Here is a 26,763-nt window from a genome sequence, read left to right as displayed (position 1 = left end):
TTTCAAGGGTTTTCTTGCTCCTGTCCCTCTGCCCGATTAGTCGGTTTATGGCGGGTGTCCACCAAAAAGTCCACCGATTGTGATTCGGCCGCTCGCCAGAGCTCGTCTGCCGTCGATTCGGCGTTCTGCCCCACGTAGAATTCCATTGTGGTCTGGATGGAGGCGTGTCGCATTAGCTCCTGCAGTACCGGCGGCATGACGCGCCGCGACCACCGGAACCCAAACCCCCTCCGCAGGTCGTGAGCGCTGGCGAACTTCCGAACCACCACGTCAACCTGGTTACCCTCTTCGTCTTTCTCCCACTTCGTACGCTCGTCGACCACCACACCGGCCTTCTTGCCGATCCGAGTTACCACAGGCCCCACAGCGTGCCGAGAGCGGCTGTAGGGCTCGCCTGAATCGTCCAGCGGCCGGAATACCCAGCCGCGTCGCTCGGGTTCTGGGACCGTTTCGAGATGCCTGGCAAACTCAGGAGTGATTGGTAGTAATTGATCGGTGCCCTTCTTCTGTGCCGCGCCTGGGATCCGCAGCAACGGTCTACGTCCGGCGAAGTCGACCACGATGGCACCCGGGCGATCGTCCCAACTCAGCTTCAGAGACTCGCCCAGTCGCAACCCACTCTCCCACAAGCCGCGCAAGTAGAACCTCCACGATGCCGTCCCCTTCGCGCCGATGACCTTCTTGGCCGCTTGCTCCATGCGCTCGAATTCCTCGGCCGTGACCGGGCGGCCTTTCATTCGCTTCTGACCACGAACTGACTTTGGCATCTTGAAGCTGGGAATCTTCGTCAACAGTCCCTCACCATGTGCCCACCTCGCTGCTCGCTTCAAGCCCCGAAGTACGCTTGCGATGGAAGCCTCGGAGAGTCCTTCGGCGCGGAGCTTTGTTACCAGAGAGGTGATGCGCGGGGTCGTGAGGTCTCCCAGCTTCTTTGGATGGAATCGATCGGAGAACTTCTCCAGGGCCAGAAGATATCCATACGAGGTAGCAGCGGCGAGGTCACCAAGGGCGTTCTCGGTGTAGTGCGAGATGAACCTCTCCCAGGACATTCGCGAGGATCGTTCGTAGCGGCCTTCCTGCAAGTCAGCTTCCCACTTCGCAGCTGCCTTTAGTGCATTGTTGTAGTCGCTGCACTTGGTAGATTTCGATTCTTCGGAGCCATCGAGAGGGTTCGTGTACTTCATGTACCAGTACTTGCGTCCCTTGTCGATCACGTAGACTTTGATTTCGCTATTCATTGCTCTCACCTTCGGCCGCGGTAACTTGCTGAGGCTGGGCTGTGGGTGCGGGAGCCGGGGCAAGCCAGCCTCGAACCTGAATCGTTGCGAGAGTGGTAAGCATAGAGACCACGACAATCCATGCTAAGTCGGCAATTCGCTGCTTTAGTTTTGCCCCAGCACTTTGCGACCTTAATTCCGCCAGCAGCTTGTGCCCCTCCGTAGTCAGCGCCATGGCGTCTATCCTGCGATGCCCTTCCTCCGGTAGGTCCGTCCATTGAATCTCAACGTACCCTTCCCGTTCGAGACGGATCATCCAGGCGCGAAGTGAATCGAAATCATCCTCATCAACTTTGTCTCCACTCAGACGAATTCCCATGTAGGAGTAGCCATTGGCAAACTCTAACATGCTCTGGACGGAATCGAAGGGATACACCATCGAGTAGAAAATTGACCGGCGCGAAGCTGTTCTTCGCATTTCTCACCTCGTTTCAATAGGAGTGTTAGTACACTTTGGCAGGTGCCGTTTCTGTATTCGCTGGGGGCCTAAGCATCTTGCAGTCTAACCTATCGCTCGATCGCCGCATGGGCCGCCCTCTGCTTCGACCAATCGTTTAGTTGCTCCAAGTTGAAGAACACATGATGGCCATCTCTGAAGTGGGGCACCGCTGGCTGACGATTGACCCAGTTGTCGAGGATCCACCGCCGTTCAATGTCAAGCTGCTTTGCAAGTTGTTCGATGTGAATGATGGGGAGTGGAGAATTGGCACCGCCAAAGTTGGCTAGATTCTCAACCAACCCCCTCACGCCTTCCAGCTCCCGGGTTAGAGAGTCTAGTTGTTGGCCTGTCGTAACTCTCTTGCGTTTCTTTGCCATTGTGCTGTTTCCCGGTCGTGAGAGAAAAACCGCCGGCCGCGAATGCCACGGCCGGCGGGTGGTGATGGTTACAGTTGACTGAGCACCGGGAACGAATACCGCTCCCGCCCCTTTTCCTTTCGCCGGCGGAACACCGCGCAGGCCGCGGCGATTTCCTCCGGCGTGGGATCGCGCCTTCGGTACTCTTTGTGGCATTCCGATTGCTGGTGGACGTGCTGGCCAAGCTTGACTGTTCGGACGGCAGCGCCTGAAACGCCTACCATCGCCCCAATCTCTTTAGGGGTGCCGGCTTGTTCCTCCAGCAACTTCTCAATTCGACGGACGGTTTCGATGCTCATGCGAGCTGGCATGCTGCACCCCCTTCCATCGCGACCGGCAAGGAGCCTTTCAGATATAGTTGCCGAGACAATTCAACTTGCTGGACGACTCGGTAGCCGAGATGCAGTACGTCGAGACACATCTTTAGGTCCGCCGGCCTACCATGTGCGATGCTACTCGCGAGAGCGTAGAACCGAGCTATCTGACTACAGCACGTTTTGCCAATTCGTTTGTGCGTCAACAGAATTTTGGCCATGTCCTCGACCGTGTGACGACGCTTGAAGTCGGTCCAATTCTTTGTGATCATCGCGTACCGCCGGACCTGTGATTCAACTGACACGCGAGCCAGCATCACGGCTGCAACGTAGTATCCGGCGTTGGCCAGGAACTCTGCTTGCTCCAGCGGGTCGGGCGATACTACGTCGCGGTGATAGAGTGGCCGAAAGCGTGGGTGGCCAGTCAACAGCCAAACGAAGCGGAGACGGAATCGCTGAATGAGAATTGCCATAGTTGGCATCCTTCCTGCCCCCTCAGAGTGCCGGGTGAAGTTGGCAAGGCGAGGGGGCAAAGAAAGCGCCGACGCGCACAGGCTTTGCTAGGCGGATTAGGAGCCGCCCGGGGCCCTTACGGGTACCCCAAACCTGCGCGCGCCGGCGCTCTGATTTCCTAATAGAATTTAGCATTCCTAATTCCTCTGTTGCCCTGGCTGGGTTCTGCAGCCGAGGCGGGGTTTAGCACCAATCATTATACCCTCGCCGGGTGGTGTTCAAAAGTAGCGCTAAACACCGAGTAAAAACTGTCTTTGGCTCTAAACCGGGCGTAGCGATGGTGCCTTGCAATTCCGCCGGCTACACTGAGGTCATGGAACGTGGACTACATCCAATGCTTCGAATTCCGGCGGCTAAAGTCGCCTTCCGTTGGTCTTCGCTCAAGAGCTTGGGCCTAGGTGCGTGGGCCAGGCTGGCTTTTGTCTGGATCATTCTGGTGCCAATCGCGGCCAAGTTCCTTTCGGCAATCAAGAGCCCGGTCGAGGTGGATTTCGGTGGCGACGCCATACTGCTGAACTTCGAGTTACCCTTCTCCTGGAAGATGTTCTACTTCGGCGCCATCGCCTTCACGGTTGGGCGGTGGATGTTTCAATACAGGTGTCCTCCCCTGATTCGCGACTACGACACGTTCGATGACTATCGTCGAATAGGACGTGGTGAAGAGCACTTGCGTGATGAGTTCTTCCGGCTCGCAGTGTACGATTCGGATGTCGTGGCGGGGAGCTTCTATCACGACCGGAACAAGCAGTTAATCAACTTTCTCTCGAGATATGTGCGAGGCGAACTAGTCGGCCGTTATGGATCGATGATTCAATGGCAGTTTCCTCCAGGAACGCTGTTTGTTCCGATCCCCAAAGACTCAGCGACCGGAGATGATGATTTCGTGCCGATTGTCGCCAGCACTGCGACCATTCCGCCGGATACCAAGGCGGGTCTGTTGACGATCAAGATTGATCTCGGTAAGGCATCGGATGTTGCATGTCTTCGGCTCCATGAGGAAGCGATAGCACCGGCGTTTTGGTTTGCTCGCGAAGTGCACGACTCACGTCGCGAAGGATCACGTCTCTTCTGCACCGTTTGCTACCTGGTCGGCTTTATCTTGTTTGGCTGGGTCTCGATTGAAGCTTTCATTTCAGTAATTCGAATGGTCTAATCCGGCCGCCCACGCCACTTGCCGCGATGGTCGATTATCATTGGCCCCTGGTGGAACTTGACGTGTCTCGATTTTGCCGTGTGGCAGCCAACTGAGCTTCGAGAAGTTCAATCATGCGATCGAACTGTTCCTCCCGCGCACGGATACGATCCTTCGACATGAGTAACCCGGCATCCCGCTCCGTTGTTTCCCGGAGGTACTCCAGCACCTCCAACTGGGTCTCCGCAGCCAACTTGCCGGACCTCGCAGCTTCGACGAGCAATAGCCGCTCGTCGCCAGCCCACTGGTACCAACTCGATTTCAATTCCTGGAACCATGCGCCAGCTCGATTCCCCTCTTTCAGATAAGCCGCCACGATCTGATCGGTGGCAGCTTTGGAGAGGTTTGTTCTTTGGGACAAAGTTTCCTGCTCGACAACGTCACGCATGCCTGCTGAGGCTTTGGCGGTTTTACCCGACCGGACAACCTGGTCTGTATCGGGAAGTCCGAGCGCGGTCCGAGCTACACCACGCGAGGCGGCCGACTGGACTTCCGAGAGCAGTTGCTCCAGTTGAGCGCTGTTGGCAATCAGGGTTCGCAGACCTTCGACCGCCTCTGCGCGATTCCCCACCAGTCCCACAATTCCGGCCCGGTCGAGATCTCGGCCCTTTAGCTCCTTGATGATCTCGATACCGCTTTTGCCCTTGAACTCGTCGCCTGTCCTTTCCTCGATGCCTTTCAGCAGGGCCGCCAGTTGAGTACCGCCCTGGGCGGCGGTGCCCGTCTTCTTGCCGAGGATGGCGGTTGCGCTGAGAAGAAACTCATCACTAATGCCGAGTGCAGCTGCAGAGCCGCCGGACTGGGCCGAGGCTTGGACGATTTCGTTCGCCAGGGCAGGGGCAATGCTCGATGCCGCCAGGGCTTTCGAGATCATTTCCTCGAAGCTGCCCACCTCGCCCTTGCCGAGGGCCGTTGTCATGGCGCTGTAGGCCGTCGACGCACCGCCCACTTCAGACATGACCCCGGACGCCCGGAGCTTCTTGGCAAAGTCACGGTCTCGGCGTTCGAGTTCAGCCGACACAAGGCTGAACAGTTGTCCGGCCGCCTCTTCCGTCGACTCGGCGGCGCCCGCTGCTCGAAACTCCCTCGCTTCCTGTAACAGGTCGGCGTAAGCCTGCTTCGGGTCCTGTGCTGTGGCGGCTAGCTGAGCCAGCTCGCCAAGCCCCGCGGTCGAAGCTCGAGCTCGCTGGGCGGCGGCTTCCTCCTGCGCCTGCAGGTCCGACATTGCTGACGTGACCGCGTTGATCGCTGCCTGAACGCTGAGATACCCAGTCGCCATCGATCGCAAGCCGCCGAGCATATCAGCGCCAAACGCTTTACGACCCGATTCGCCCGCGCGGTCCAGTTGCTTACGGTACCGCAGTGCCGCTTTTTCCGCTTCGTCCATTGACAGCTTGCCCGCTTTCACCAGCCGGGCGAGCTCTGACATTTTCTGGTTGTAGCGTTCCTGCGCAGTTAGATTGGCTTGGACGATGCGACCTGCGGCGCGCTCGAGTTGTTTTGCGCCCTTGGTCGTTTTCTCGTAGTTCTCGTTGATGCCCTCGATCGACTCCGCCAAGTCATCATGAGCGGCGATCGCGGAGGCGAAGTCGGTATCAAATCTTACGGATGACACGGTCAAGTTCCCCCTACAGTTGATTACGCGATTTCACCACCACGGGCGACGTGGCCGACGTCGGGGGTGTCGGCCAGCCGCCCGGGCACCCCAATATCAGCTTGGCAGAAAATCGAAGTAGTCGCCGTCCACCGCCGCTTCGAGAGAAACGCCGCGGCGAATCGTTCCCGTTGCGGACAGCTTTCCCTCATCCGCTTGGTAGACAATTGCCCCCTCGCCGATCACGCCATCGGCGACGGCGCGGAGCGGGGTTCCCATGGCCACCGGCCACACGTGTCGCTTATCGCCGACCTTGTGAACATCGCGAGTGAGGAAACCGAGCGAATCGACACTGTCGTCGGCTGAGTACTCCAGCTCGCCGCTACCATCCAAATGGCAAAGTCGGTGTGCTTCCAGCAGATCGCTACAAGGCCATGGCCCAAAGGCCGGTAAGTCGGCGCGTTGTCGGGTCGACATGATGAATCCTTTCAGTGTTTGAAGAACGATGTTCGTGCGGATCCAGCACCGCCACGCGTGGCGAGCGGACCAGGTGGCGACGCCTACGAGGTAAACGGCGGTGTCGTCTTTCGGCGCAGATTGAGTTCCGTTTGCTCTGCCAGATACCGCTCGTGAAGTTCAGGCTTTTCACTGGTTACCTCGCGAGTGGCCTCCGCGAGGCTCATGCCCGAGGCTTGTTTGGCGTCGACGGCTTGCTTCCATTCTTGAATGGCTGTCATCTTCCGGTTCTCCGGGTTAGAATTGTTAAAGAATCTTGGCCGGAAGCTCTCGCCGGCGCTTTCAATCAATCAGACCTTTTGGTCGTGCGTGCGAAAAAAGGCCCGGGTCAGGGGCCACAGGCCCGTGCAGGGGGGCCCTCGGAAGGACCCGAGCTCATTGCTCCGCCGTCGACGGCTGCCATTCGACGGTTGTGACGCAAGGAGACGAACCGTGGAGCGGCGATTGGCTCGGGCCCTGGGCCGAGGGTGTGTTACTCGCCTCCTTCTTGTGGGGGCGATGTGGTGGCTTGGGTGTCGTCGGAGAGGAAACCCGCCTCTACGAACTCTTCGACAATCGCGCGAGCCTTGCTCAGGTTCTCATGCATATCTTGGAGGCATTGCTCCACACGGTCCTCCACCACCACCGACCTGTCTCTCAGGTAGTCTATGCAATCGTCCAGATTTAGCTCACCTTTGACATTGAGAAGCGGGGGCATTTCGTCGTCGCGGAGCTGCTGTTCCTTCACCGCCGAAACCAAGTTGATGTCCGTTGTTAAGACTGGTGCACCGCCTTGGTACCGAGCACTATGTAACCCTTTCACTCGCTCTCGCTCTGATATCGCTGCTTCAATCAGCGACGGCAACCACCCCTTCTCAGCCTGCATCTCTCCTAACTCTTTTCCACATTCGATCTGTGCCCAGTTCTCCTCGTGTAACACTTCCTCTGCCAGGTGCGGTGGCAGATGGTCGCGAAGCTCTCGGCGAGCTGCCTTCATGTCGACAAGTCTTTGTTCTGCTGTGGTTTGTTCTTCCTCCATCGCGAGCGATTTTTTTTCGAGACGCTTGATTTCCTTGCGCAGCGAGGGGAGTTCTTCTCGATTGCGATCCGATATCTCTTTCAGTCTTCCCTCCAGCGATTCGACGTCTGCCTTAGTGCCGGACCTCGCTCGTATCCGCTCCTCCATTTGGATGCGTGCTACCTGACGGGCAAAGGATCTTTGGTCGAGCTCAAAACCCGCTAGTCGCAGTAGCAGTTTTTCGTCTCCAGTGAGGTGAGGAAGATTCACGTAGTCTTCACTCGCTTTGTTCAGCGTGAAGGTTGCCGCATAAAACCGAAGTAGCTTCTCCGCTTCGATCGCCAGTTCCTTGGATTTGCCAGACACGCTGGTGAGTACTTCTTTTGCTCTTGGGCTCAACATGATTTGCGTTCCTTCGTTCTTGGGTTTTTCGAGTCTCGCCACGGGCGTCGATGCCGGCGGTGGGTTGCTATCTTCGCCTTCCTGCTCGCTGCTGGAATTCAAACCACTCTTCGAACGTCTGTTTTCCCAGCGCCAACTTCGCAGAGTGGTACAACGATCCGTGGTTGAACATCACCTCCCGCAAGGCGTTCTGCAGGGGACGATTCGATTCTTTCACCAGTTTGGTGACCTGCTGAAGTGCTGCCTTACCTCGGAGATGCGAATAGTCTTGGGTCACTTGTCGGTCATGCATGGCTTTGCTTCGAGCAACAACATCTGCCACCAGCGCTTCCCAACGCATTACCCCATCGATCAGGCCCATGGCGGCAGCTTCCAGTGACACCCACACCGATCCTGTTGCCCATTCGTCCTTCACCTTACGCACTGAGACTTTTCTGCCTCGCGCGACATCGGACAAGAAGTTTGCGGTGATCGAGCGTACAAAGCGTTCCAGTTCTGCGAGTTGCCCATCGGTGATCTTCACGCCGGGCGCGCCAGTGCTTTTGTGTTCGCCAGTTGCGATTGCCCAGACTTTCACGCCGAGTCTTCGATAGAGTTCTTCAGTGTCGGCTACCAGCAAAATGGTTCCAATGCTGCCAATCACCGCGTGCCGTGATGCGACGATCCTCGATGTTTGGCTTGCGACCTTGTACGCCCCGCTGGTGCACTGCGCGGCGACAAACGTGGTGATTGGCACCTGGCTATTCACTTCGGCCGCGACCTCTGCCAACCGCCCACTATCAACAGACGAACCGCCAAGGCAATCGCAAAACAGGATGATCTCGGCAACGTTCGCTGCGGCCGCTTCTCGCAATTTGCGGCTCACCTCGAAGGACACGGCCGCGTCGATGTAGCTGGCCGTCAGCGGCACTATTGCTATGCCCTGTCGCCGAGGAACTTCTTCCGGCTGCCTTCGCTGGTAAGGGGCTTGCTGGAGCACGTCGCCGGCCAGCATCGGCATCAGGTAGCATTGGTCGATGGTGATCAATTCTCGACTCCCTGGATCATTGCATTCAGAATTGTCTCCGGGTTGCTGGTCAGGGCCTGAACCAGCCCGCGCCGTTCAAGCTGCTCGCCGAGCTCGGCCCTATGGCGTAGCTGATCCACCCATCGCCACATTAGCCCACGCCGGCCGCCTCGGATCGCTGAGCGAAGCCAGGCGGTTTCTCTGTGCGCTGCGACCCATGCCTCCGATGTGTTTATCGACGGCGTGAAAGCGAGGTGCCCGATTCGCGCCGTGGCCGTCGCGGTTCGAGTGTCGCAGAGACGGGCCAGCAGTACAGCCAAGCCGCCAGCGTTTCGGATATGGGCGAACGTAATCAGCCGCCGCCGCGCTGCCTCCAGTGTTTCCAACGCGTCACACGCGCCCGCGGCTTGTTGGGCCATCGAGTCGATCGTCAGGGACAGCGCGTAGACCTGGTACACGCGAGCGGTTACTTCAACGGCGGCCTTCAGCTGCTTCCAGTGCCGTTCGAATAGGCTGCCTTCGACGTCGACGTACAGCGTGTGGCCGCGAACCTCGGCCGTCATCCGCGCCGCGGAATCGGCGGTGAAGGCGAACGGATCGCCGGCTACAAGTTCGAAGTGTTCGGTGGTCATTGCCCGATGGTCTCCAATACGCCCATCAGCGCCGCTTCCGCCACGCCGCGAATGGGTTCTCCTGGTGGCCAAGTTGCAATTAGCGAAGCGGCAACGTTGGGCAAGTGAGCTCTCAGTAGTCCCTCCGCTTCAGCTCGATCGAGTTCGCGAGCCCGATGGGAAAGCCCCTTGGCGAATGGTCCTCGCGACAAGTTCGATGGCGATGTTGGGGGATACAATCTTGGCATCAGGCTCGGCTCCCATTGGTCACGTGGCCGTTTGTTCTTCGCTCTCGATACAGTCTTGCCGCCAACAGGTTGACTCTCGCAGGTGGCAAGCCTGCAGGGGCTGTTTCCGAAGCTTCACGGTGGCACGATCGCCACACGTCGGGCGGAAAACGGTGCGACTCTCCAAGGATCGCAGCAAGCTCAGAGTCACTATCGAGTTCGCGAATCAGGGACCGGCATTCGCTGCTCATGGCACCCTGAGGTCCTGCGATGTAGCCTGGTCGAAACTCTTGCCAGCCTTCCTCAACCGACACACCGCGACGAGCGTTGCAAACCCGAAAGTAGAGTTTCGCCCCTGGGTCATCCCACCCGTTTCGGTATCGAGTCCAAAATTCAATCAGGTCCAGCACGTGATCCGCGGTCACTCCGCCCGCGCGGGCTTGGTCGATAGCTGTCGCCACCTTGGCAACGCCCGCTCGAATCAGCCTGGTTTCGATTTCCTCGCGCTCGCCCTCCCCCCAATCCCCCGGAGGGGGAAGTTGGTTGTTAGTTGATTGGTTATTAGTTGAAAGGGCTCGGTCCTGGCTCGAATCTGGCTCGGTTGCGGCTCGATCCCGGCTCGAATCCGGCCCGGTTCTGGCTCGCCTCCTACGTGACGGCGGGCGGTAAGTCCCCCAATTGCAGATACTTATGATCTTTTCAACCCGGCTCGGTCGTGGCTCGATTAAGGCTCGATTTTGCAGCCGTGCCGTCCCGCGCTCGCACCATGAAGCGGCTCGGTTTGTGAGCTTCGCAAGACGCCTCTTGCCGGCGTACAATTCGCCAGGTTTCAGCACCTCACCGTTGCGCCCCGGGCGCTCCTGATAGGCCGCCAAATCGACCAGCAGGACCATCAGACCATACAGCTCGAAGTCATCACGCAGTTGGTCCAGGACGGCTCTTGGCATGGTGATAAATCCTTTCGCCATCGTTGCCTAACCCTTGTGGGTGTGTCGCCAGAACGAGATCACTGACAGATTGGCTGAGGCAATTCGGCGAGTCGATCGAGATACTCGATACCGTCAGCACCGTGCACGTAGTCGCGGCGCCCAACTCTCCGCCGCTTTAGTTCCACCCCACGCTTGGCCGCAGCGGCAATCAGCTTGTCGCCTATGCCGGCAGCCACCTTGAAACCGGTGAGCGTGTAACGAAAGCTCGGATCAATACCAAGTACATCAGATGGCTTGCGACTCATTCCATGTTTCTCCTGTTATGGGGGACACCAAACTAGCGATGATCGGGTCGCCAAAGGTTCCCGTTAATGTCGGCCTGGGAGTCCTCTTTTCTTACAGGTATTCCAAAAAAAAAGACGCAGAGCGCTTCGCTCCGATGGCTCTCGGAAGGAAGCGCCCTGCGTCAATTCGCTACGCCGGGGCGGCCGGCAAGTTTGGTTGTGATATGCTGCAAGCCTGGCTGGCAATTGCGCATCGATGGCGCGCGTAGTTTGCCATACCCTAGCTGACCACGCAAGGCAGGTTAGTGCATGGCAGGTATTTGGCAGGATCCTAACGCCGTTCCATGCCCCTGCGAAGTGTCCACAAAAAAGTCCACCAGAACGTGACGTGCGCTATCGCTATGGGCACTGCTGCGCCGTGTATTCATCGGGCTTGAGTGCGATGGAAGGTACGTGGACTGTGCTTTGGTTCACTTAAAATCCAGTGTGGGGTAACCCACGTGCGGGTTCGAGTCCCGCCTCGGCTACTATTCTTGAAGGGTTTCCGGACGTCGTTCCTAGCGTCACCAAGGCGCATCCGGCAGGTACCCGAGTCAGGCGCCGCGCCGCTATAATCAGTCTTCGTCGCGAGACTGCTGGCCGCGCCACCTTGTTGTCGGCTCGCAGTCGATCGCTTCGCTTGCTGCACACGCACCTCTAACACAAGTTGTTGACTCTCCATGGTTTATGCTCTCCGAACTGTTGCTGTAATTCTCTTAGCCCTGTTGCTCTGCCCAACTAACTCGGCGCAGGCGGACGAGTTCGACGTTGTGGTCTACGGCGGCACTTCGGCAGGGGTGACGGCGGCGGTTCAGGCGGCGCGGATGGGTAAGACGGTCGCGCTGGTCTGCCCGGAGAATCACCTGGGAGGGCTTTCTTCGAGCGGGCTTGGTTTTACCGACACGGGTAAGAAGCAAGTGATCGGCGGCCTGGCACGCGAGTTCTACCATCGACTCTGGAAGCACTATCAGCAGCCCGACTCTTGGAACTGGGAGGCCAGGGAGAACTACGGCAACCGTGGTCAAGGAACCGAAGCGCTCGACTCCGTGAATCGCACGATGTGGATATTCGAGCCCCATGCCGCCGAAGCTGCGTTTGAACAAATGCTCGCCGAGCAGCCAGTTCATGTGTTTCGCGATCACTGGCTCGACCGCGAGTCGGGTGTGGAAATACAAGGCCCGCGGATTCACAGCATTCGCATGCTCAATGGCAAGCAGTTTGAAGGCAAGATGTTCATCGACGCCACTTACGAAGGCGACCTCATGGCTGCGGCCGGAGTTACTTACCACGTCGGGCGCGAGTCGAACGACACCTACGGCGAACAACACAACGGCACTCAGTACGGCGTGTTTCATCACAAGCACTACTTTGAGGTCAAAATCGATCCGTACAAGACGCCCGGCGATCCTTCCAGCGGGTTGCTGGCACGCATTGCCGACTCGGGACCAACGCCCAACGGCGAAGCCGATCGATTGATTCAGGCCTACTGCTATCGACTCTGCCTTACCAACCATCCGGAAAATCGTGTTTCCTTCTCCAAACCGGACGGATACGACCCGCAGCAGTACGAGTTGCTCGCGCGCTTGCTCCAGGCCATGCCCAACGTGAGCCTCATGACGTATAGTTTCGTTCCCAATCGCAAGACCGACACCAACAACAACGGCCCCTTTAGCACGGACAACATCGGATACAACTACGACTATCCGGAAGCCAGCTACGAACAGCGTAAGGCCATTCTGGACGAACACGAACAATACCAACGCGGGCTGCTCTATTTTCTCACAAACGATCCAAGAGTTCCGAATCATGTCCGCAAAAAAGTCTCCAGCTTTGGCCTCGCAGGCGACGAGTTTACTGACAACGACAACTGGCCCTACCAGATCTATGTTCGCGAAGCGCGGAGGATGATTGGCGAGTACGTCATGACCGAAAGCGATTGCCTCAGCAAGGTGCAAACTCCACAGTCCATCGGCATGGGCTCCTACACCATGGACTCTCACAATGTTCAGCGATACATCACCTCCAGCGGGGTCGTACAAAACGAGGGCGACATCGGGGTGCGCTTGCCGCGTCCTTATCAGGTTGCCTTCAAGAGCATCACTCCCAAAGCGGAAGAGTGCCAGAATTTGCTGGTGCCGGTCTGCGTTTCTTCGAGCCATATTGCCTTCGGTTCGATTCGTATGGAGCCGGTGTTCATGGTGCTGGGGCAAAGCGCCGCAACGGCGGCCGTGCTCTCTATTGATTCCGGTACGACGGTCCAAGAGGTGGACTTCCAAACCCTCAAGCAGCGCCTAGTTGCCGACGGGCAAGTCCTCGAATTGCCCCAATAACTCAACCGTTCCATCCGCCCGGCGGGTTTGTCCGTTTTGCCCCAAAACACGATCCACTGGCCCAAAACCGGGGGTTTTGTCCCAAACCACGATCCGCTGGCCCAAAACCCCAGGGGTTTTGGTCACCCCCCAAGTGGTGAAACCCCTTGTTTTCTAGGCAAAAACAATCACTCGGTGGGACAAAACTCTTCGCGTTGTTCCCCGCATGTTTTCGTTGGGGCAAAACTCCGATAGTGGCCCATCGCTCTGCGCGTTTTTCCGACGAGGCGTAGCTCGTCGGCTATTGGGTCCATCGCTTACTCACCCAAATCGATTGTCTGTACATATTGCCACCACCATTAAATCACACGATTGTAAGATTACAACCGCGATTCGCTGCACCCAGCTAGCGAGTTCTGGGTGAAATTCCGGAGGCAACTTGAGAAGCGAAAGCCAGCGATGTGCTACACTTTCGCGCGGCGGTGTTGCGCAATCCCAATCCGAGGTGACAGATGGTTCTCAGGCAAGTTGGAAGCTGGTTGCTCGCGACGGTAGTCTCTTGTGTGTTCGCAGCGACGCCTTGTGGGGCGGACCAGCCAATTGTGCTCGGTGCGCTCTACAACAGCACGGGACAACAAGCCGGGCTCGACGTGCCTTCGTCGAAAGGGGCTCGCTTGGCGGTCGACCAGGCCAATGCCAACGGTGGTGTGCTCGATCGCCCTATCGTGCTCTCGATCCAAGACGGCCAGAGCAAACCGGCCGTGGTCAAAGCCAAGACCGCCGAGTTGCTTGCGTCGTCCCCCGCGCCCGTTGCGTTGTTTGGGCTTTCCGATACCGACCTGGTACTGGCCGCCGCGCCCACAGCCGCGCGGGACAAGCGCGTGTTCCTAACTTCGGGCGCCACGTCGCCGCTGCTTCCTGCCGAAGTACCTGAGTGGTTGTTCCTCGCCTGCTTCGGCGACAACGTGCAAGCCGCCGCCGCGGCCGAATGGGCCTACAACGATCACAACGCCCGCACGGCGCTCGTGCTCTACGACTCGTCGCACGAGTACACGCGTTTGCTGCAGAAGTACTTTGGCGAGCGATTCACCCAACTGGGCGGCAAGGTCTCGGGCAAACGAAGCTTCATCTCCGCCACGCTCGAGCAGTCGCTGGAGAAGCTGCCGGAAGTCGAGATGGTCTTTCTGTCCGCCGAAGTCCCCGCCGACATTCAGAAAGCCGTGCGTGCGATTCGCGCTGCGGGACTCGATTGCCCTATCGTCGGCGGCGACTCGTTCGACTCCGCCGGCTTGTGGGAGAAGGATGCGGTGGTGAACGACATCTACTACACCACGCACGCCTACCTGGGTAATGACAATAAGAACGAACGAGTCGTCGAGTTTCGTAAGGCCTTCGCCCAGGCGTACCCCGACACCGAGCCCGACGCCTTTGCCGCACTGGGCTACGACACAGCACGACTATTGCTCTTGGCCATCCAAGAGTCGAAGACCGCCGCCCCCGATGACATCCGCCAGGCACTATCGGGCATTCGCAAATTCGAAGGCGTCACCGGCACACTCAGCTATCCCAAAGACAGCCGCATCCCCACCAAAGCGGTGAGTCTGATCGAAGTCGATGGCGGCAAACTGCGGCTGGTCCGCGAAGTTTTGCCAAAGGGCGTACCGGCTCCGTAAAAAACGCTAGCTGCGGGGGCAATGCCAAAGCGGTTTGAACAGGAGCAAACAGAGGAAGCAAAGAGTTTAAAGCTGCGACCCATGGCCCCCGCAACCAAGCCCCGTCGTTCACGGCGGGGTAGCTGGTATACAATCTCCCCTGCGGTCGAGGAGTTGATCTTCCAACAGCCGGAGCGTGACCGAGACCGCAATGGGCCGCGGTGTGCTGGATGGTGGTGAGTGGTATATTCTGCACTGTCAGGTGATATGCGGCGCAGTGCCTTGGAAGTCGTGTCATGCCACTACACACACCACCCATGATTCGCACAATCGCACAATTCGTAGCCGCACAATGGCGCGCGATGGTGCGGAAATCCCGAATTCCGGCGCCCCCTTTCAAGGCGAGCAAAAGGACCGCCACAATCATGTACGGCCTCTGGTACGGCCGAGTGACGCCGAAGCAAGCCCGCGAACGTGCGCTCGCCTGGGGATTCACCGACGACCAAATTGAAGGCATGGTTGCTAGCGCAACAGCAGAACCATCGTACTGGAGTCAACACTCTCCTGTCGCTGCAGATCAGGAATCAAGTCCGAGTTAACATGTCAATCTCGACGCTGATTTCATCCAAATGCTGACAGCGGGCATAACAAGGCGTTGTACCAGACCGCCAAAACGACTTGCCAAATGGTACAATCACCCGGCGGCGGGTGAACTTAGTCGTTATGTTGCTCTCACCATGTATATCTTCCACTACTGCTGTGACCGCTGCGGTATCGAGGCCGACGCGATTCAGGGACGTCCAGGATATTACGAATTCCCGGACGGAGATCGCATTCCCGTGCTGACCCGCACCGTTTGGTGTCGCCGTTGTGCCACGCTGACGGTGGCCGAAGGATTGGCACCGATGGAAGTTCTTCGAGAGGAGCTGTCACGGTGTCGGGCAGGTCTTCTTGATGACCAGCATCGCGAATTTGCCGAAGCCGTAAACGAGTCTTTGGATTCTTACATCGCATCTCGAATGAAGGCAATTGCTTTAGTCGTAGAACGATTTCAGCATCGTAAATCACCGAATCGTTGCATTGAGTGCGGGAGTACAGATTACGACTATGTTGAATTAGAAGACGATCGAATGCCGGATGCAATTACACACCCCAACTGCGGGGGCGTGCTGCGACTCGGGGATCACTGTCTTGCATCTCCAGCTACATTCTTCCTGCTTGATCCTGAAGGCAACCGCATCCACATGGGCAACGCAACATAACAAGGCGTTGCACGCGACCGCTGAAACGCGTTGCCAATTGGTGTAATCAACCGGCAGCAAGGGAACTCTAGCGTATCCTGACTGACGTGAACTTCACATGAACAACCACATTCGCCTGTACGGCCAGATTGATGGCTGGCCCAGCAAGGACGAAATGGCATGTCTAATGAAGTCCGCTGGATTCTCGGTCTATGTCGGGCGATACTCCATTCGTTTGCAAGATTGCGAGCACTTTGTCTTTCAGGATTACGGGGGCGACTTTGACGTGCCCCAATTCGATGCGGATGCCAGTTCGCTGGAAAGAATGCTCGCAGATAGTGCCCGCGTTTCCTCGGCTTTGGCGTCGGCTGACATTCGCCATCGTTTTGAATTGTACGATGAACGCGACGAGATGGTTGGATACCTTCATCATCGATGGCCACAAGAGTCCTAGTTCTGTACAGCGGTTGGCACTCCCATGTGCTCCCTTTTAGCCCCACCCTCCATCACGATAAAATGAGGGTTTCCGGGGGCGGGCGTAACGGATCACTCAGATGCGGTCGGAGCAGTGGATTTCGGAGCTGTTAGCGAAGCTGGCCCGAGAGGGGCTCGAGCGGCGGCTCGCGGTGCATCCGGCCGATGGGGCGGTGTGTGACTTCACGTCGAACGACTACCTCAACCTCTCCACGCACCCCGACGTCGTCGCGGCCATGCAGGCGGGCACCATGGTGGGCAGTGGGGCCAGTCGACTCGTTTCTGGCACGCGGGAGATACACCAGGAGTTTGAACAGCAACTGGCAGCGTACTTTGGCAAGCCCGCTGCATTGGTGTTCGGCGCCGGGTACCTGGCCAACCTGGGGCTGCTATCGAGTTACCTGGGCCGCAACGATACCGTGTTCGCCGATCGCCTCGTGCACGCCAGTTTGATCGATGGCATACAACTGAGCGACGCGCGGCATCAGCGATTCCAACACAACGACGCGGCGCACCTCGAACAGTTGTTGGTCAAAACCGGCACGACGCGCAAGCCGGGCGAGCGATGGCTGGTGGTGGTCGAGTCGGTTTACAGCATGGATGGCGACGTCGCGCCGCTGGCCGCCATTGCCGAACTCGCCATCGAGCACGACGCGCAGCTGCTGGTCGACGAAGCTCACGCGCTGGGTGTGTTCGGCCCCGCAGGGCGTGGCGTGGCAGCCGAGCTAGACATCTCCGACCAGGTGCCACTCGTGACCGGCACGCTCAGCAAGGCTTTTGGTAGTTACGGCGGTGTGGTGGTTGCTTCGGATTTCGTTCGCCAGCTATTGGTGAACCGCGCGCGACCTTTCATCTACAACACGGCACTACCGCCGGCGTTGCTGTTGGCCGCGAGCGAGTCGCTGCGGATCATCGGATCGCAGGCGGGGCTGGGAGACAAGCTGCTGGAACTGGCCGCGCACTTTCGCCGCGAGCTTCACGAGCAGGGGCTGGAAGTCGGGCCATCGGCCAGCCAGATCGTGCCGGTGATGGTGGGCGATAACCAGCAGGCGGTGCAGTTGGCCGAGGCGCTGCACGAGCGCGGCATCCTGGTCAAAGCGATTCGCCCGCCAACGGTGCCAGTCGGCACGGCCCGCCTTCGCTTCTCGGTGACCTTGGCCCATAATGAGCAGTTGCTTACGCACACCGCCCAAGCCGTCGCAGAGGCCGCCCGCAGCATCGGACAGTTGGAATGAGCAAGCCGCAGATGGTGCTGGTCGCCGGTTGGGGGCAAGCGTCCGAGGTGCTGAAGCCGCTGGCCGAGTTGCTCGCGCCGTTTGCCGCGGTGCGGACCACCAGCGTGTACGAACTTGGTCAGGCGCAGGAGGCTGCGGGTAACAACAACGCGGAAACGCCGGAGCCCTCGAGCTACGCTCAGCAACTAGCCGACAGCGAGTTGAGCGATGGCCCCGCGGTGGTACTGGGCTGGTCGATGGGCGCGATGGTCGCCTTGGAGGCCGCCCGGGCCTATCCCAACTTGGTCCGGCGGTTGATACTGGTGTCGGGCTGCGGGTCGTTTTGCAGACGCGATGGCTACCCATCGGGCGCCAGCGAGGCAAGCGTTGCCGAGATGCAACGCGGTTTGATCGACGCGCCGGAAGCGACGTTGCGATTGTTCCTCAGCAACGTTTACCGTCGCACGGTGACGAAGGAATTGATCGCCGCGAAGACAACCGCGGCGCTCGTATTGGATCGCGGGGAGCTTACTCGAGGACTCGAGTACCTAAAGACTCGCGACTTGCGACCAGTGTTGCCGGAGGTCGATCAACCCACGTTGATCGTGCACGGCCAGCTCGATCGTGTGATTCCGATCGCCGCGGCCGAGTACTTGAGTGAGCATTTGCCACACGCCGAGGTGCAGCGGTTCGAACAGGGAGTGCATGGCCTGTGCGAGCAATACCCACAAGAACTACAGGAATTGATTCGAGGCGTTTTGGCGGATGACGAGCAACCGCTCCATTGAACGACATTTCTCTCGCGCCGCCGAAGCGTACCACCAGCTCGCCCGAGTCCAGCAACAAGCGGCCGAGCAGCTGGCCGCCGCGGTGGCGGAGTTGGGCCTTGCGCCTCGACGGGTGCTCGACATCGGCTGCGGCACGGGCTTTCTCACGCGGCGGATGCTGTCGCAGTTTCCGGCGGCCGAAGTTGTCGCGCTCGATCTCTCGCCCGGCATGATCGAGGTCGCCCGCCAGCAGGTGCCCGCGAGCGCGTCACTCGAGTTTGTCGTAGCTGAAGCCATAGAGTACCAGCCGGCTGAACCGTTCGACTTAGTGGTGAGCAGCTCGACACTGCAATGGTTGCAGCCGTTCGATCGATTGTTCGCCAAGCTCCATAGTATGCTCGCACCTGGCGGTCACGTTTGTGCGTCGATCATGCTGCACGGCACGCTGGGCGAGTTACACTCGATTCGTAGCGACCTGTTCCCCGCGCTCGCACCGGCGCAACTGCTGCCGGAAAGCGAATCGGTTCTTGCCAGCCTCGAGCAGTGCGGATTTGAAGTCCTCGCACATCAAGTACAAGAGGATCGCGAGTGGTACGCCACGCCGAGCGCCGCGCTGCGTTCGATGCGCGAGCAGGGATTCACCGGCGGCCCGCTGTCCACCGGCCGTCGGCCGCTGACGCGGGGAGAGCTAGCCGCCTTGCTGAGCGAGTACGAGCAGCGCTACACGAACGGGACTGGCCGGGTGCCGGTGAGTTTTCGGCACGGCATGTACCTCGCGAAGCGCTGTTGACCAATCACCTTGGTGAGAGACTCAACTTATCCATGATCTCGGCGGCCACCTGTTCGATGGTTCGATTCGTCACGTCGATCACGGGGTAGCCGCGCTTGCGATACTCGGCCTCCGATTCCATCACCTCGCGAATCACTTGCTGCAAATTGTCGTAGTCGCTGGAAGCAACGCCGTTGTGTTGCAAACGCTCGGCTCGAATTACTTGCAAGCGCTTGGGCTGAGTGGTAAACGCCACGATCTTTCGCTTGTTGATTTTCGAAAGTTCCTCGGGGAACCCTGTCTGCGGCGAAATCGAAACGTTAGCCACCTTGAAGCCGCGCGAACTCAAGTAAAGCGTCGTGGGACTCTTGCTCACCCGACTGACGCCCACGATCACGATGTCCGCCTCGCGCAGCGTAGGCAATCCGAGGCTGTCGTCGTGCGCCAGGGCGAATTCCATCGCTTCGATACGATTTTGATAGGCGGCGTCGACCTTGTGCAGGCGCGACAGATCGTTGTCGGGCAGTGAGCCAACGCAATCGGCCAGAAAATCCAACAGCGGGCCGGTGGCATCGTAGTGCGGGATGCGCCGCGCCACGCATTGATGACGAACGAGTCGCTTGGCCGCGGAGGAGGGCAGGGCATGAATCACGATTGGATGCTCACCCTCCAAGTGGTCGAGCGTTTCCTGCAACTTGTCCAAATCGTCGACGAGCGGGTGGGCAACGATGTGCATATCGACATCGGAAAACTGGGTGACCGCGACCGACGCCAAGCGGTGCAGCAGATCGCCGGTGGCCCCGGCAATCAGGTGAAGCGTGTACGGTTGCTTCGAACTTTGCGAGCCGATCGACTTCTTGATCTTCTTCTTGTCCATGGCAGTTGACTAAGTTGGCCGCAGGTCGGGCGGTGGAGCCGACGGGTTGCGATCCTTTCGCTCTAAGCTGGCTGGTACGAGGCCCCTCGGCGGCGAAGGAGGGATTTCCTCCCTTAGCCTACCCAAATGGTGGGGGCTGGGGTAACCCGGAAAAGGGGGACGATTTTCGGAGAAATGGTCGTCAGCCAAGGGCGAAGAGCGGCGCGCCTCGATGGCCAGTTGTAACGCCAGTGCGTTTTATGGCGGGTAGAAGGCGTGGGCGGGCCGTCAAACTGGCCCCATCTTTTCGCGACTATCGACTCCCGTATTTTCCGCACCTACAATCGTATAGCGAACCAACTCCAGCCTCCTCGAGGAACCTTGCCATGCGCCAGCCCAAGAATGCATTCTTTAAGACAATGTTGTACGCAACGATCGCTCTCGCCGTTCTGGCGGGGGTGAAGACGTCGGCCGATAGGGCACACGCGCAGGAGGCCGCAACCGGCAGCTCCGCCAGCGCCGAGCGCGACGCCGCCTGGAACTCGCCCGACATGCTCCGCGCCCGCGCATGGGTTGCCGATCACGTCAAAACCGGCCAGGAAAACCAGACAATGTCCGAGGTCGAGGCCGCTCAGCACATGCAGGCGATGATGGACATGACTCCTCAGCAAATGAAGTTGTTTGCCGCGATGCACGCGCACACGACCAAGAGCAACCCAACGGCCCAAGCGCATCAGGCGCATGCACACGCGGCCCAGAGCGCACAGCAAGCTGCCGCCGCGCAGCAATGGTGGATGAACAACGTTCACAAGGCCGAAATGCAGCGTGCGATGCAAGCCAACAACGCAACGCAGCAAGCCTACAACAACATCAACGAGGAAGAGTCGGCCGCCGCTAACCAAGAGCAGGCGCACCTACGTGCGGAGCAGCAAGCGGCGACCGAGAACCAGCAATCGAAGATGGACGATCTGAACAGCCCGTACCTCGACCAGATGAACTACCCCTACCTGTGGGGCGGTGGTTATGGCGGTACGCACTATCACTTCCATCTCTATCCCAATCCGTAGGCGATAACTGCTGAGCGCTGGCGACAAGTTGCAGGTAGTGGTTCGGCGGGCTTGGTGCTGAAACCGGTTGGAAGTCTGTTATCGAGCGGCGGCATTTGGTAGGGTGGAAGTCTATCGACTCTGACCATCCGCCGACGATTGCAGCGGTGAAACGCATGGCACGGTTCACACGCAGACAGTTCCAACGCCTGTTGATCGCCGGGCCCACGGCGCTGGGTGCGAGTGTGCTCGGGGGCAAGAAGTCGGCCCTCGCGGAGGATGCCGCAGAAGATCCCGCGGTTGGAGATTTCTCCTTTCTCCATCTGTCCGATACGCACCTCAGTCCACGCCCCAACGGGCAGGCGTACGACGCCGATGGCCGCAGTGTGCGCGCCTTGGAGTGGATCGGCAAAAGATCGAGCAACGCCATCGGGCGCGACGGACTGCCCGAGGTAGCCGAGACAGCGGAGGCAGAACCGGACGCTTTGGCGCCGGCGTTCGCCCTGCACACTGGCGATGTGTTTGAGTACAGCATCGTCGACGACTGTTGGCAGGACTGGCTCCGGCTGGCTCGGTTGTTTTCGTGCCCCGTGCACTACGTGCCTGGAAATCACGACAACACGTGGGCGTCGATCAACCATCACCTTCGCGAGCGTTATGGCAACGATTCGTACAGCTTCGACCACGAAGGTTGCCATTTTGTGTGCCTCAACTCCGCTGGCGCGCTCGACCCGCTGCCCTGCTGGGACCAACGCACACTGTTGTGGCTGTCCAACGATCTGAGCAAGGTCTCGCGCGGCACGCCGGTCTTCTTGGCAATGCACCACCCACAGTCTCGCGACTCTGGGTTCGCCAGCGAGTACGACAAGTTGCGATTCTGGGAGGTCATTCGGCACCACCACGTTGTTGTGATGTTCGATGGGCACTGGCATCAAGTGCACGCAGGGCAGTGGCAGAATATTCCGCGGGTTAACGGGGGCGAGACCTTCCGCCGCAACACCGGATACTCCTCCGCCCGAGTTGCGGGTGGCGTCTTGCGGATGAACTATCACTTTCATCCCACTGCCAACGGCGGCGCCCGCACGGTTCAGCTTCTCACCCACCACATCGATAGGCCGACGCCGCGTTTTCATTGTGAGTTTACGACCGCCAGGTTCGATTCGACGAAGCAGCAACTGCTGCTGGACGGGGTGGTAACGTCCACGGGAGTCGCATCCCGCGACCAACCACCAGAAGTGTCCGCGTGGATTGACAACGCCAAACAGCAGGCGAAGACGTTGCCGCTCGAGATGGCGTCCGGCGCCGGCGGGAAGGGCCATCGTTTCGAAGTTGCACTAGACGGCCAAGACCTCATCGCCGGCAGGCACTACTGCACGCTGCGCGTCGAAACGCAGCAGCAACTGGAGCTACAGTCGCAGGCGGTGAAGGGCCCGCTGCGGTTGGCCAATGAACAAGCGGTGGAGTTCAACATCGAACCGGACTCCAACGATTACCGCGTCGAGACTTACCAGAATACCGCTGGTGTGAAGTCGCCATTGTTGTTCCGCAATGGCGATATCGACTTGCTCTTGTTTGCCGACACCGGCGGACTCGTCACCGCACTGGATGCTCAGACGATGCAGCCGGTATGGAAGTACCAAGCATCGAGTGAGGTGTATCATTCGTTAAGTCGCCACCATGATCTCATACTTGTTGGAGACGGCAGCGGTTGCCTCCACTTTCTGAATGCGAACGACGGACGTGTGATCGAACTCAAGAGCAACTTCCCACCGATCTTTGGTGGCAGCCTCTTCATCGACCACGTCGCGTACTTGGGGGATGCGAATGGCCAAGTGCACGCGATCGATCTAGGTCGGCGAGAACTTCTGTGGTCGAAAGACGTGGCCACCTTCGCCAGTGAGCAAGCACCTGTGCACCACTCCGAAAGCGACCTCTTGATCGTGTGCGCGTGGGACGGTTACGTGCACGCGATCGACCGGAAGACCGGCGAGACGGCTTGGAAGTCGCCGAGCCCAACGGGCCAGGAAAAGTTGTTTAGCAGGTACTATGGGCCCGCTGACTGTCCGCCGGTTCCCATAGGCGACGAGGTGTGGGTCACCGATCGAGGGTACACGCTCGGCAGGTATCGAAGCCATGATGGAAAGTACCTTGGACAAGTCAGCGACCAGGTAGCTTCCGTTGTCTCAGCGACCAGTGCGCAGTCACCTACGGCGAGCGTGATCGTGCGACGCCTCGACGACAAGCTGGTGCGGCTTGATGAACTCGGCAACATGCAGTGGGAATCGAAAGTGCCGCTTGGTCGCGTACCAATGGTACCTACGATAAATACACGAGATGGAGTAGGGCGCCAATTAATCGGAGCCGTGTCCGACACTGGTGTGCTCACTCTGTTGAGTGCCAACGATGGACAACCGTTCCTGACCCACGCGGTGGCGCCGAGCCTCTTCGTCCTTGCTCCCCTGGCTGTATCGACCGACCAGTCTCAATGGTTCAGTGCCAGCATGGATGGTGTCGTCACGAAGATCACGCTAAACAACCACCTTGCCACCTGACCGGGGGGCGCTGTGGGCTTCGAGCGGCATACGTCGACTGCGGGAATTGCCATGCCCGTGCCCCTAGCTGGCTGTGGGGTTGGCCGCGACCCCCTGAAACGCCTGGTAGGAATTGCCGCATAAGCTAACGTACGTAGGCTCAAGAGCTTACGTTAAGATTCTGTGTCGTTAAGCTTGACATGTCGTATTAACTGCTCCACAATCGCGAGTATTGGTGGATCCGATTCTGAAACGGTCAGAGATTCGGGATTCCGATTCCACCACCTCATCACCTCACGCTTGTAGAACTGCCAACGCGGGATCGGCGATCCCATGGCACTCTCAACACCCAAAGTGAGTTAGGCAAAATGATGAACGTTGCAGACCTGCGGACAGTTCAGCATCGCAAAGGGTTTACCCTTGTTGAGTTGCTTGTCGTCATTGCCATCATTGGCATCCTCGTTGCCCTGCTGCTGCCCGCTGTCCAAGCGGCTCGAGAAGCTGCCAACCGGTCGAGTTGCCAGAACAACCTGAAGCAACTGGGCCTGGCGCTACAGATGCACCACGATACCTACGGCAATTTTCCGCCAGGTGCGGTGAATAGTGAAGGATCGATGTCATGCACGTGGCGGCGCGGCTGGTCTACCTCGACAAGGCGGTTCACATCGCGAAATTGCCTTTTCTCAAATTGCACGAGACTGCTCACGCAGTCTTGCCGTGGCAAAAAGACATCTATGCGGTCACCGAAGACTGCAAGAAGACACTGGCTCCAGAGATCGCTGATGAGTTTGAAAGAGAAGCCAACGTCTTCGCTACCGAGGTGATTTTTCAGCTCGACGCTTTCACCGAAGAAGCAGCCGATCACAAAGTTGGCATCCTTGTGCCGGTCAGAATAAGTAAGACCTATGGATCGTCAATCTACTCGGCCGTCCGCCGCTACGTTTCAACCCACCACAAAGCTTGTCTCGTCCTGGTGTTGGAACCGCCAGTCGTCCATGGGGACCTCGGTTTCACCTGCGACCTGCGACGCGTCGTGGCATCGCAGTCGTTTGAAGAGCAGTTTGGCGTGTTGAACTGGCCGGAGTATTTTTCCCCCAACGATCAAGTCGGAGCTGCCGTTCCCGTGGGTGGCAAGAAAATGTCCGGTTTCCGCCGGATTACACTCGTTGACCGAAATGGAAACCAAAACCAGTGTGTCGGCGAAGCGTTTACGAACACGCACCAAGTGTTTGTCCTCCTTCATTCGATTAAGACGCTTACTGCCAAGCAGGTTTTGGTTGGCGGGTGATGCCTTCATTGAAGCAGTTCAATCTGCATCAGGTCATCGCCGTATTTGCGTATGAACCGCTCCACGGCCTTCATCCCCCTTGCCAGTTCTTCCTCGCTGACTTCGCTGGCCCGGTGGATCACCATGTCGCGGTGACCAACCAGCGCGCTCAGTTGATCTCTGTGAGACAGCTTACGATTCGCTGCCAGCAATCCTTCTTCCTGGAGCCTCCGCTGGAGCACCGCGAGTGCATCGCGCGGCCCCAAGGTCTGATCGCCTTTGTCAACGAACGCAGATATTCCCAAGTCGTCTCGCTGCTCGAAGAGCCCGTACAAGAACATCTCCACAGCATGAACGGAGGAAATCGTGGCCAGCCGGCGATTATTGACTCCACCTTCAAAGGCCAATTCCTCGGCCTTCCGAAAGCAGAAAACCGTCAACCTGCTCCAACATCGAACTTGCCTGTGAAAAGTAGTCCAGCACGAGAACTGTCGTGTCCACGTGCTCCCATCCTTCCGATCGCCATTCACCCATCGGACTTTGGCTGGCCAGAATCCAGGAGTCGGTCGCGTCTGTGATGTGATCCAACTGTGAAAGCATCCCGGAACGACGTACCGCCTCGCACGTCAATGTGGCAGCCACGACATCACTGCTTCCGCTCAGGAAGTCGTTGTAGTCGGGATGGCGGCAAAGCCAAATCACCGCGTCACGAATCGACGTGCGATGGCTATCGTTTCCAAGCCGCTGTAACATCACCGCCATCATCGCTGTGGTGCGCCGGTCAGGCATGTCGCTCGACACCCAATACCCTCCGTCAGCTTGGAATCCAGAGAACTTGGCGATCAAACTATTCAGCACGCGGCGTAGCCGTAGTGTCAATGTGTGACTCCGAACACACTGCCACAGCGGGCGAAGATCATTCGCCGCAACTGCGGTCGTGCTTGGTCTGGCAAGAATACCTCGCAACAGCGTTTCACAGTGGTCGACGACATCATCGATCCGTGCCGACTCAGTTGGCCCGCCGAAATCCTCAAGGAGCGTGACGAGCGAGAACGGACGATGCCGTTTCAGGTCTTCAAGCTTCGCTGGCTCAAGAGCCAACTCAACAGCTTTACGGGCATGTTTCCGTTCGATACCGAGATGAGACATCGCCTCGAATGCGTTGACGGACTCGTAGTCGCGTCGAACGAATTCCGTTGCCTGCTCCAGAGAAGCCGGAAATGCCCTGATTTCGTCACGCAGCACATCGACTCGGTTCTGGTTGTTGTTTCCGACCGCTTCACCGTATTCACTCGAAACCAGTTTGATGTCGCGCTCTGGAGGGGCTGGTGTGCCGCGAGACACAATGTCGTCGGGGATGTCCCCATCTTTGACGGCCCAATGTGTTCGGTGGTCCTCGAATCGCTGCATTCCCAGTTCCGCAGAGAATTCCTGAACGGTCGTGCGGGAGAGGTATCCGTTCGTCGCGTCGGGCTCGAAATCGAAATGCAAGTATCTTCCGGTTGCCTCAATCTTCGTGAGTCGGCCGTACCGAACCAGCCGCACGTTCTCTCCGCTTGCTCCCAGCTCATACATCAACAGCGTCGGAATCCCGACAAGCACTTGAAGCGTGGCGGGCTCTTTTAGTGAGATCCCCAGAGACTCGATATCGCTATACTCGCCAAACCGACCGCGGTCCATTGTCAAGGGCGGCTTCTCCCACGCCTCACCGTTTCCCGAAACAATCAGATTGAACATGAGTGGCTCCCTGTTATGCATTCCATTCGAGGCCCTGTCCTGTGACCAACCCAAGTCAGCACCAATTCTCTCGGAAATCATCCAAGATTGGAACTTGTGGTCAGTCTCGCTGCCATGTGCTAATAGTGACTGACAAAAGATGTT

At 58.4% G+C, this 26,763-nt stretch carries 26 protein-coding genes and 1 pseudogene; 13 read left to right on the top strand and 14 right to left on the bottom strand.

Going from position 1 to position 26,763, the window contains the following annotated elements:
• Positions 1-2: 2 nt before the first annotated feature.
• Both ACQK2L_RS26080 and ACQK2L_RS26075 read right to left on the bottom strand, forming a co-directional pair.
• A complete protein-coding gene (locus tag ACQK2L_RS26080) occupies positions 3-1,238 on the bottom strand; it encodes a tyrosine-type recombinase/integrase (protein WP_425399981.1) in 1,236 nt (411 codons plus the stop codon).
• Positions 1,231-1,695: a hypothetical protein gene (locus tag ACQK2L_RS26075; protein WP_425399980.1), complete on the bottom strand. Its 465-nt coding sequence runs from the start codon at positions 1,693-1,695 to the stop codon at positions 1,231-1,233. Before ACQK2L_RS26075 ends, ACQK2L_RS26080 begins: the two co-directional genes overlap by 8 nt.
• A gap of 161 nt (positions 1,696-1,856) precedes the next feature.
• Here ACQK2L_RS26075 and ACQK2L_RS26070 point away from each other — a divergent pair, with 161 nt between their 5' ends.
• Entirely contained in the window at positions 1,857-2,003 is a 147-nt protein-coding gene (locus ACQK2L_RS26070; protein ID WP_425399979.1) for a hypothetical protein, read from the top strand.
• 158 nt (positions 2,004-2,161) lie between these two features.
• Here ACQK2L_RS26070 and ACQK2L_RS26065 read toward each other — a convergent pair whose 3' ends face one another.
• Both ACQK2L_RS26065 and ACQK2L_RS26060 read right to left on the bottom strand, forming a co-directional pair.
• On the bottom strand, positions 2,162-2,443 hold the full coding sequence (locus ACQK2L_RS26065) for a hypothetical protein (RefSeq protein ID WP_425399978.1): 282 nt from the start codon (positions 2,441-2,443) through the stop codon (positions 2,162-2,164).
• Positions 2,428-2,919 (bottom strand): hypothetical protein, encoded by a 492-nt coding sequence (locus ACQK2L_RS26060; protein WP_425399977.1) that lies wholly within the window; start codon positions 2,917-2,919, stop codon positions 2,428-2,430. The genes ACQK2L_RS26065 and ACQK2L_RS26060 overlap by 16 nt, the downstream gene beginning before the upstream one ends.
• Positions 2,920-3,293: 374 nt before the next feature.
• Between ACQK2L_RS26060 and ACQK2L_RS26055 the strand changes: the two genes are divergently transcribed.
• Positions 3,294-4,112, top strand: coding sequence for a hypothetical protein (locus ACQK2L_RS26055; protein WP_425399976.1), 819 nt, complete (start codon positions 3,294-3,296; stop codon positions 4,110-4,112).
• A gap of 37 nt (positions 4,113-4,149) precedes the next feature.
• Here ACQK2L_RS26055 and ACQK2L_RS26050 read toward each other — a convergent pair whose 3' ends face one another.
• The 7 genes from ACQK2L_RS26050 to ACQK2L_RS26020 all read right to left on the bottom strand — a co-directional run bounded on the left by ACQK2L_RS26050 (position 4,150) and on the right by ACQK2L_RS26020 (position 10,738).
• Positions 4,150-5,709, bottom strand: coding sequence for a hypothetical protein (locus ACQK2L_RS26050; protein ID WP_425399975.1), 1,560 nt, complete (start codon positions 5,707-5,709; stop codon positions 4,150-4,152).
• Positions 5,710-5,862: 153 nt separating this feature from the next.
• Entirely contained in the window at positions 5,863-6,222 is a 360-nt protein-coding gene (locus tag ACQK2L_RS26045) for a hypothetical protein (RefSeq protein ID WP_425399974.1), read from the bottom strand.
• An 83-nt stretch (positions 6,223-6,305) separates the two neighbouring features.
• Complete coding sequence (locus ACQK2L_RS26040) at positions 6,306-6,482, bottom strand: hypothetical protein (RefSeq protein ID WP_425399973.1); 177 nt, start codon at positions 6,480-6,482, stop codon at positions 6,306-6,308.
• Between the two features lie 251 nt (positions 6,483-6,733).
• Positions 6,734-7,660, bottom strand: a complete 927-nt coding sequence (locus ACQK2L_RS26035) for a hypothetical protein (RefSeq protein WP_425399972.1) — start codon at positions 7,658-7,660, stop codon at positions 6,734-6,736.
• 67 nt (positions 7,661-7,727) lie between these two features.
• Complete coding sequence (locus ACQK2L_RS26030; protein WP_425399971.1) at positions 7,728-8,687, bottom strand: S49 family peptidase; 960 nt, start codon at positions 8,685-8,687, stop codon at positions 7,728-7,730.
• Complete coding sequence (locus ACQK2L_RS26025; protein ID WP_425399970.1) at positions 8,684-9,298, bottom strand: hypothetical protein; 615 nt, start codon at positions 9,296-9,298, stop codon at positions 8,684-8,686. Before ACQK2L_RS26025 ends, ACQK2L_RS26030 begins: the two co-directional genes overlap by 4 nt.
• 1,212 nt (positions 9,299-10,510) lie before the next feature.
• Entirely contained in the window at positions 10,511-10,738 is a 228-nt protein-coding gene (locus ACQK2L_RS26020) for a hypothetical protein (protein WP_425399969.1), read from the bottom strand.
• A gap of 698 nt (positions 10,739-11,436) precedes the next feature.
• On the opposite strand from ACQK2L_RS26020, the gene ACQK2L_RS26015 reads away from it, so the two are divergent.
• The 7 genes from ACQK2L_RS26015 (at position 11,437) to ACQK2L_RS25985 (ending at position 19,203) form a co-directional block, all read left to right on the top strand.
• Positions 11,437-13,086 (top strand): FAD-dependent oxidoreductase, encoded by a 1,650-nt coding sequence (locus tag ACQK2L_RS26015; RefSeq protein ID WP_425399968.1) that lies wholly within the window; start codon positions 11,437-11,439, stop codon positions 13,084-13,086.
• A 491-nt stretch (positions 13,087-13,577) separates the two neighbouring features.
• Positions 13,578-14,738, top strand: a complete 1,161-nt coding sequence (locus ACQK2L_RS26010) for an ABC transporter substrate-binding protein (RefSeq protein ID WP_425399967.1) — start codon at positions 13,578-13,580, stop codon at positions 14,736-14,738.
• Between the two features lie 716 nt (positions 14,739-15,454).
• Positions 15,455-15,979, top strand: coding sequence for a hypothetical protein (locus tag ACQK2L_RS26005; protein ID WP_425399966.1), 525 nt, complete (start codon positions 15,455-15,457; stop codon positions 15,977-15,979).
• Between the two features lie 97 nt (positions 15,980-16,076).
• Positions 16,077-16,412 (top strand): hypothetical protein, encoded by a 336-nt coding sequence (locus ACQK2L_RS26000; RefSeq protein WP_425399965.1) that lies wholly within the window; start codon positions 16,077-16,079, stop codon positions 16,410-16,412.
• 100 nt (positions 16,413-16,512) lie between these two features.
• Positions 16,513-17,667 carry an aminotransferase class I/II-fold pyridoxal phosphate-dependent enzyme gene (locus ACQK2L_RS25995; RefSeq protein WP_425399964.1) on the top strand — a complete coding sequence of 385 codons (1,155 nt, stop codon included), beginning with the start codon at positions 16,513-16,515 and terminating at the stop codon, positions 17,665-17,667.
• Positions 17,664-18,434: an alpha/beta fold hydrolase gene (locus ACQK2L_RS25990; RefSeq protein WP_425399963.1), complete on the top strand. Its 771-nt coding sequence runs from the start codon at positions 17,664-17,666 to the stop codon at positions 18,432-18,434. The genes ACQK2L_RS25995 and ACQK2L_RS25990 overlap by 4 nt, the downstream gene beginning before the upstream one ends.
• The gene (locus ACQK2L_RS25985) at positions 18,412-19,203 is read left to right on the top strand and encodes a methyltransferase domain-containing protein (RefSeq protein ID WP_425399962.1); all 792 of its coding nucleotides are present in this window, start codon (positions 18,412-18,414) and stop codon (positions 19,201-19,203) included. Before ACQK2L_RS25990 ends, ACQK2L_RS25985 begins: the two co-directional genes overlap by 23 nt.
• 4 nt (positions 19,204-19,207) lie before the next feature.
• Here ACQK2L_RS25985 and ACQK2L_RS25980 read toward each other — a convergent pair whose 3' ends face one another.
• Entirely contained in the window at positions 19,208-20,059 is an 852-nt protein-coding gene (locus tag ACQK2L_RS25980) for a pyruvate, water dikinase regulatory protein (protein ID WP_425399961.1), read from the bottom strand.
• A 365-nt stretch (positions 20,060-20,424) separates the two neighbouring features.
• Between ACQK2L_RS25980 and ACQK2L_RS25975 the strand changes: the two genes are divergently transcribed.
• From ACQK2L_RS25975 to ACQK2L_RS25960, 4 genes and pseudogenes are all read left to right on the top strand, one after another.
• Positions 20,425-21,105: a hypothetical protein gene (locus tag ACQK2L_RS25975; RefSeq protein WP_425399960.1), complete on the top strand. Its 681-nt coding sequence runs from the start codon at positions 20,425-20,427 to the stop codon at positions 21,103-21,105.
• A gap of 155 nt (positions 21,106-21,260) precedes the next feature.
• On the top strand, positions 21,261-23,636 hold the full coding sequence (locus ACQK2L_RS25970) for a PQQ-binding-like beta-propeller repeat protein (protein WP_425399959.1): 2,376 nt from the start codon (positions 21,261-21,263) through the stop codon (positions 23,634-23,636).
• 350 nt (positions 23,637-23,986) lie between these two features.
• A pseudogene (locus ACQK2L_RS25965) lies at positions 23,987-24,212 on the top strand (type II secretion system protein); the annotation flags it as partial.
• A gap of 22 nt (positions 24,213-24,234) precedes the next feature.
• On the top strand, positions 24,235-24,903 hold the full coding sequence (locus ACQK2L_RS25960; protein WP_425399958.1) for a hypothetical protein: 669 nt from the start codon (positions 24,235-24,237) through the stop codon (positions 24,901-24,903).
• Positions 24,904-24,908: 5 nt separating this feature from the next.
• On the opposite strand, the gene ACQK2L_RS25955 is transcribed toward ACQK2L_RS25960, so the two are convergent.
• Positions 24,909-25,289, bottom strand: a complete 381-nt coding sequence (locus tag ACQK2L_RS25955; protein ID WP_425399957.1) for a hypothetical protein — start codon at positions 25,287-25,289, stop codon at positions 24,909-24,911.
• Positions 25,279-26,700 (bottom strand): hypothetical protein, encoded by a 1,422-nt coding sequence (locus tag ACQK2L_RS25950; RefSeq protein ID WP_425399956.1) that lies wholly within the window; start codon positions 26,698-26,700, stop codon positions 25,279-25,281. Before ACQK2L_RS25950 ends, ACQK2L_RS25955 begins: the two co-directional genes overlap by 11 nt.
• Between the last annotated feature and the right edge of the window lie 63 nt (positions 26,701-26,763).

The organism is Aeoliella sp., assembly GCF_965227375.1.
Classification (GTDB): Bacteria; Planctomycetota; Planctomycetia; order Pirellulales; family Lacipirellulaceae; genus Aeoliella.
Note: the sequence above shows the minus strand (reverse complement) of the source record. Positions and strands in the feature narration are given on the sequence as shown.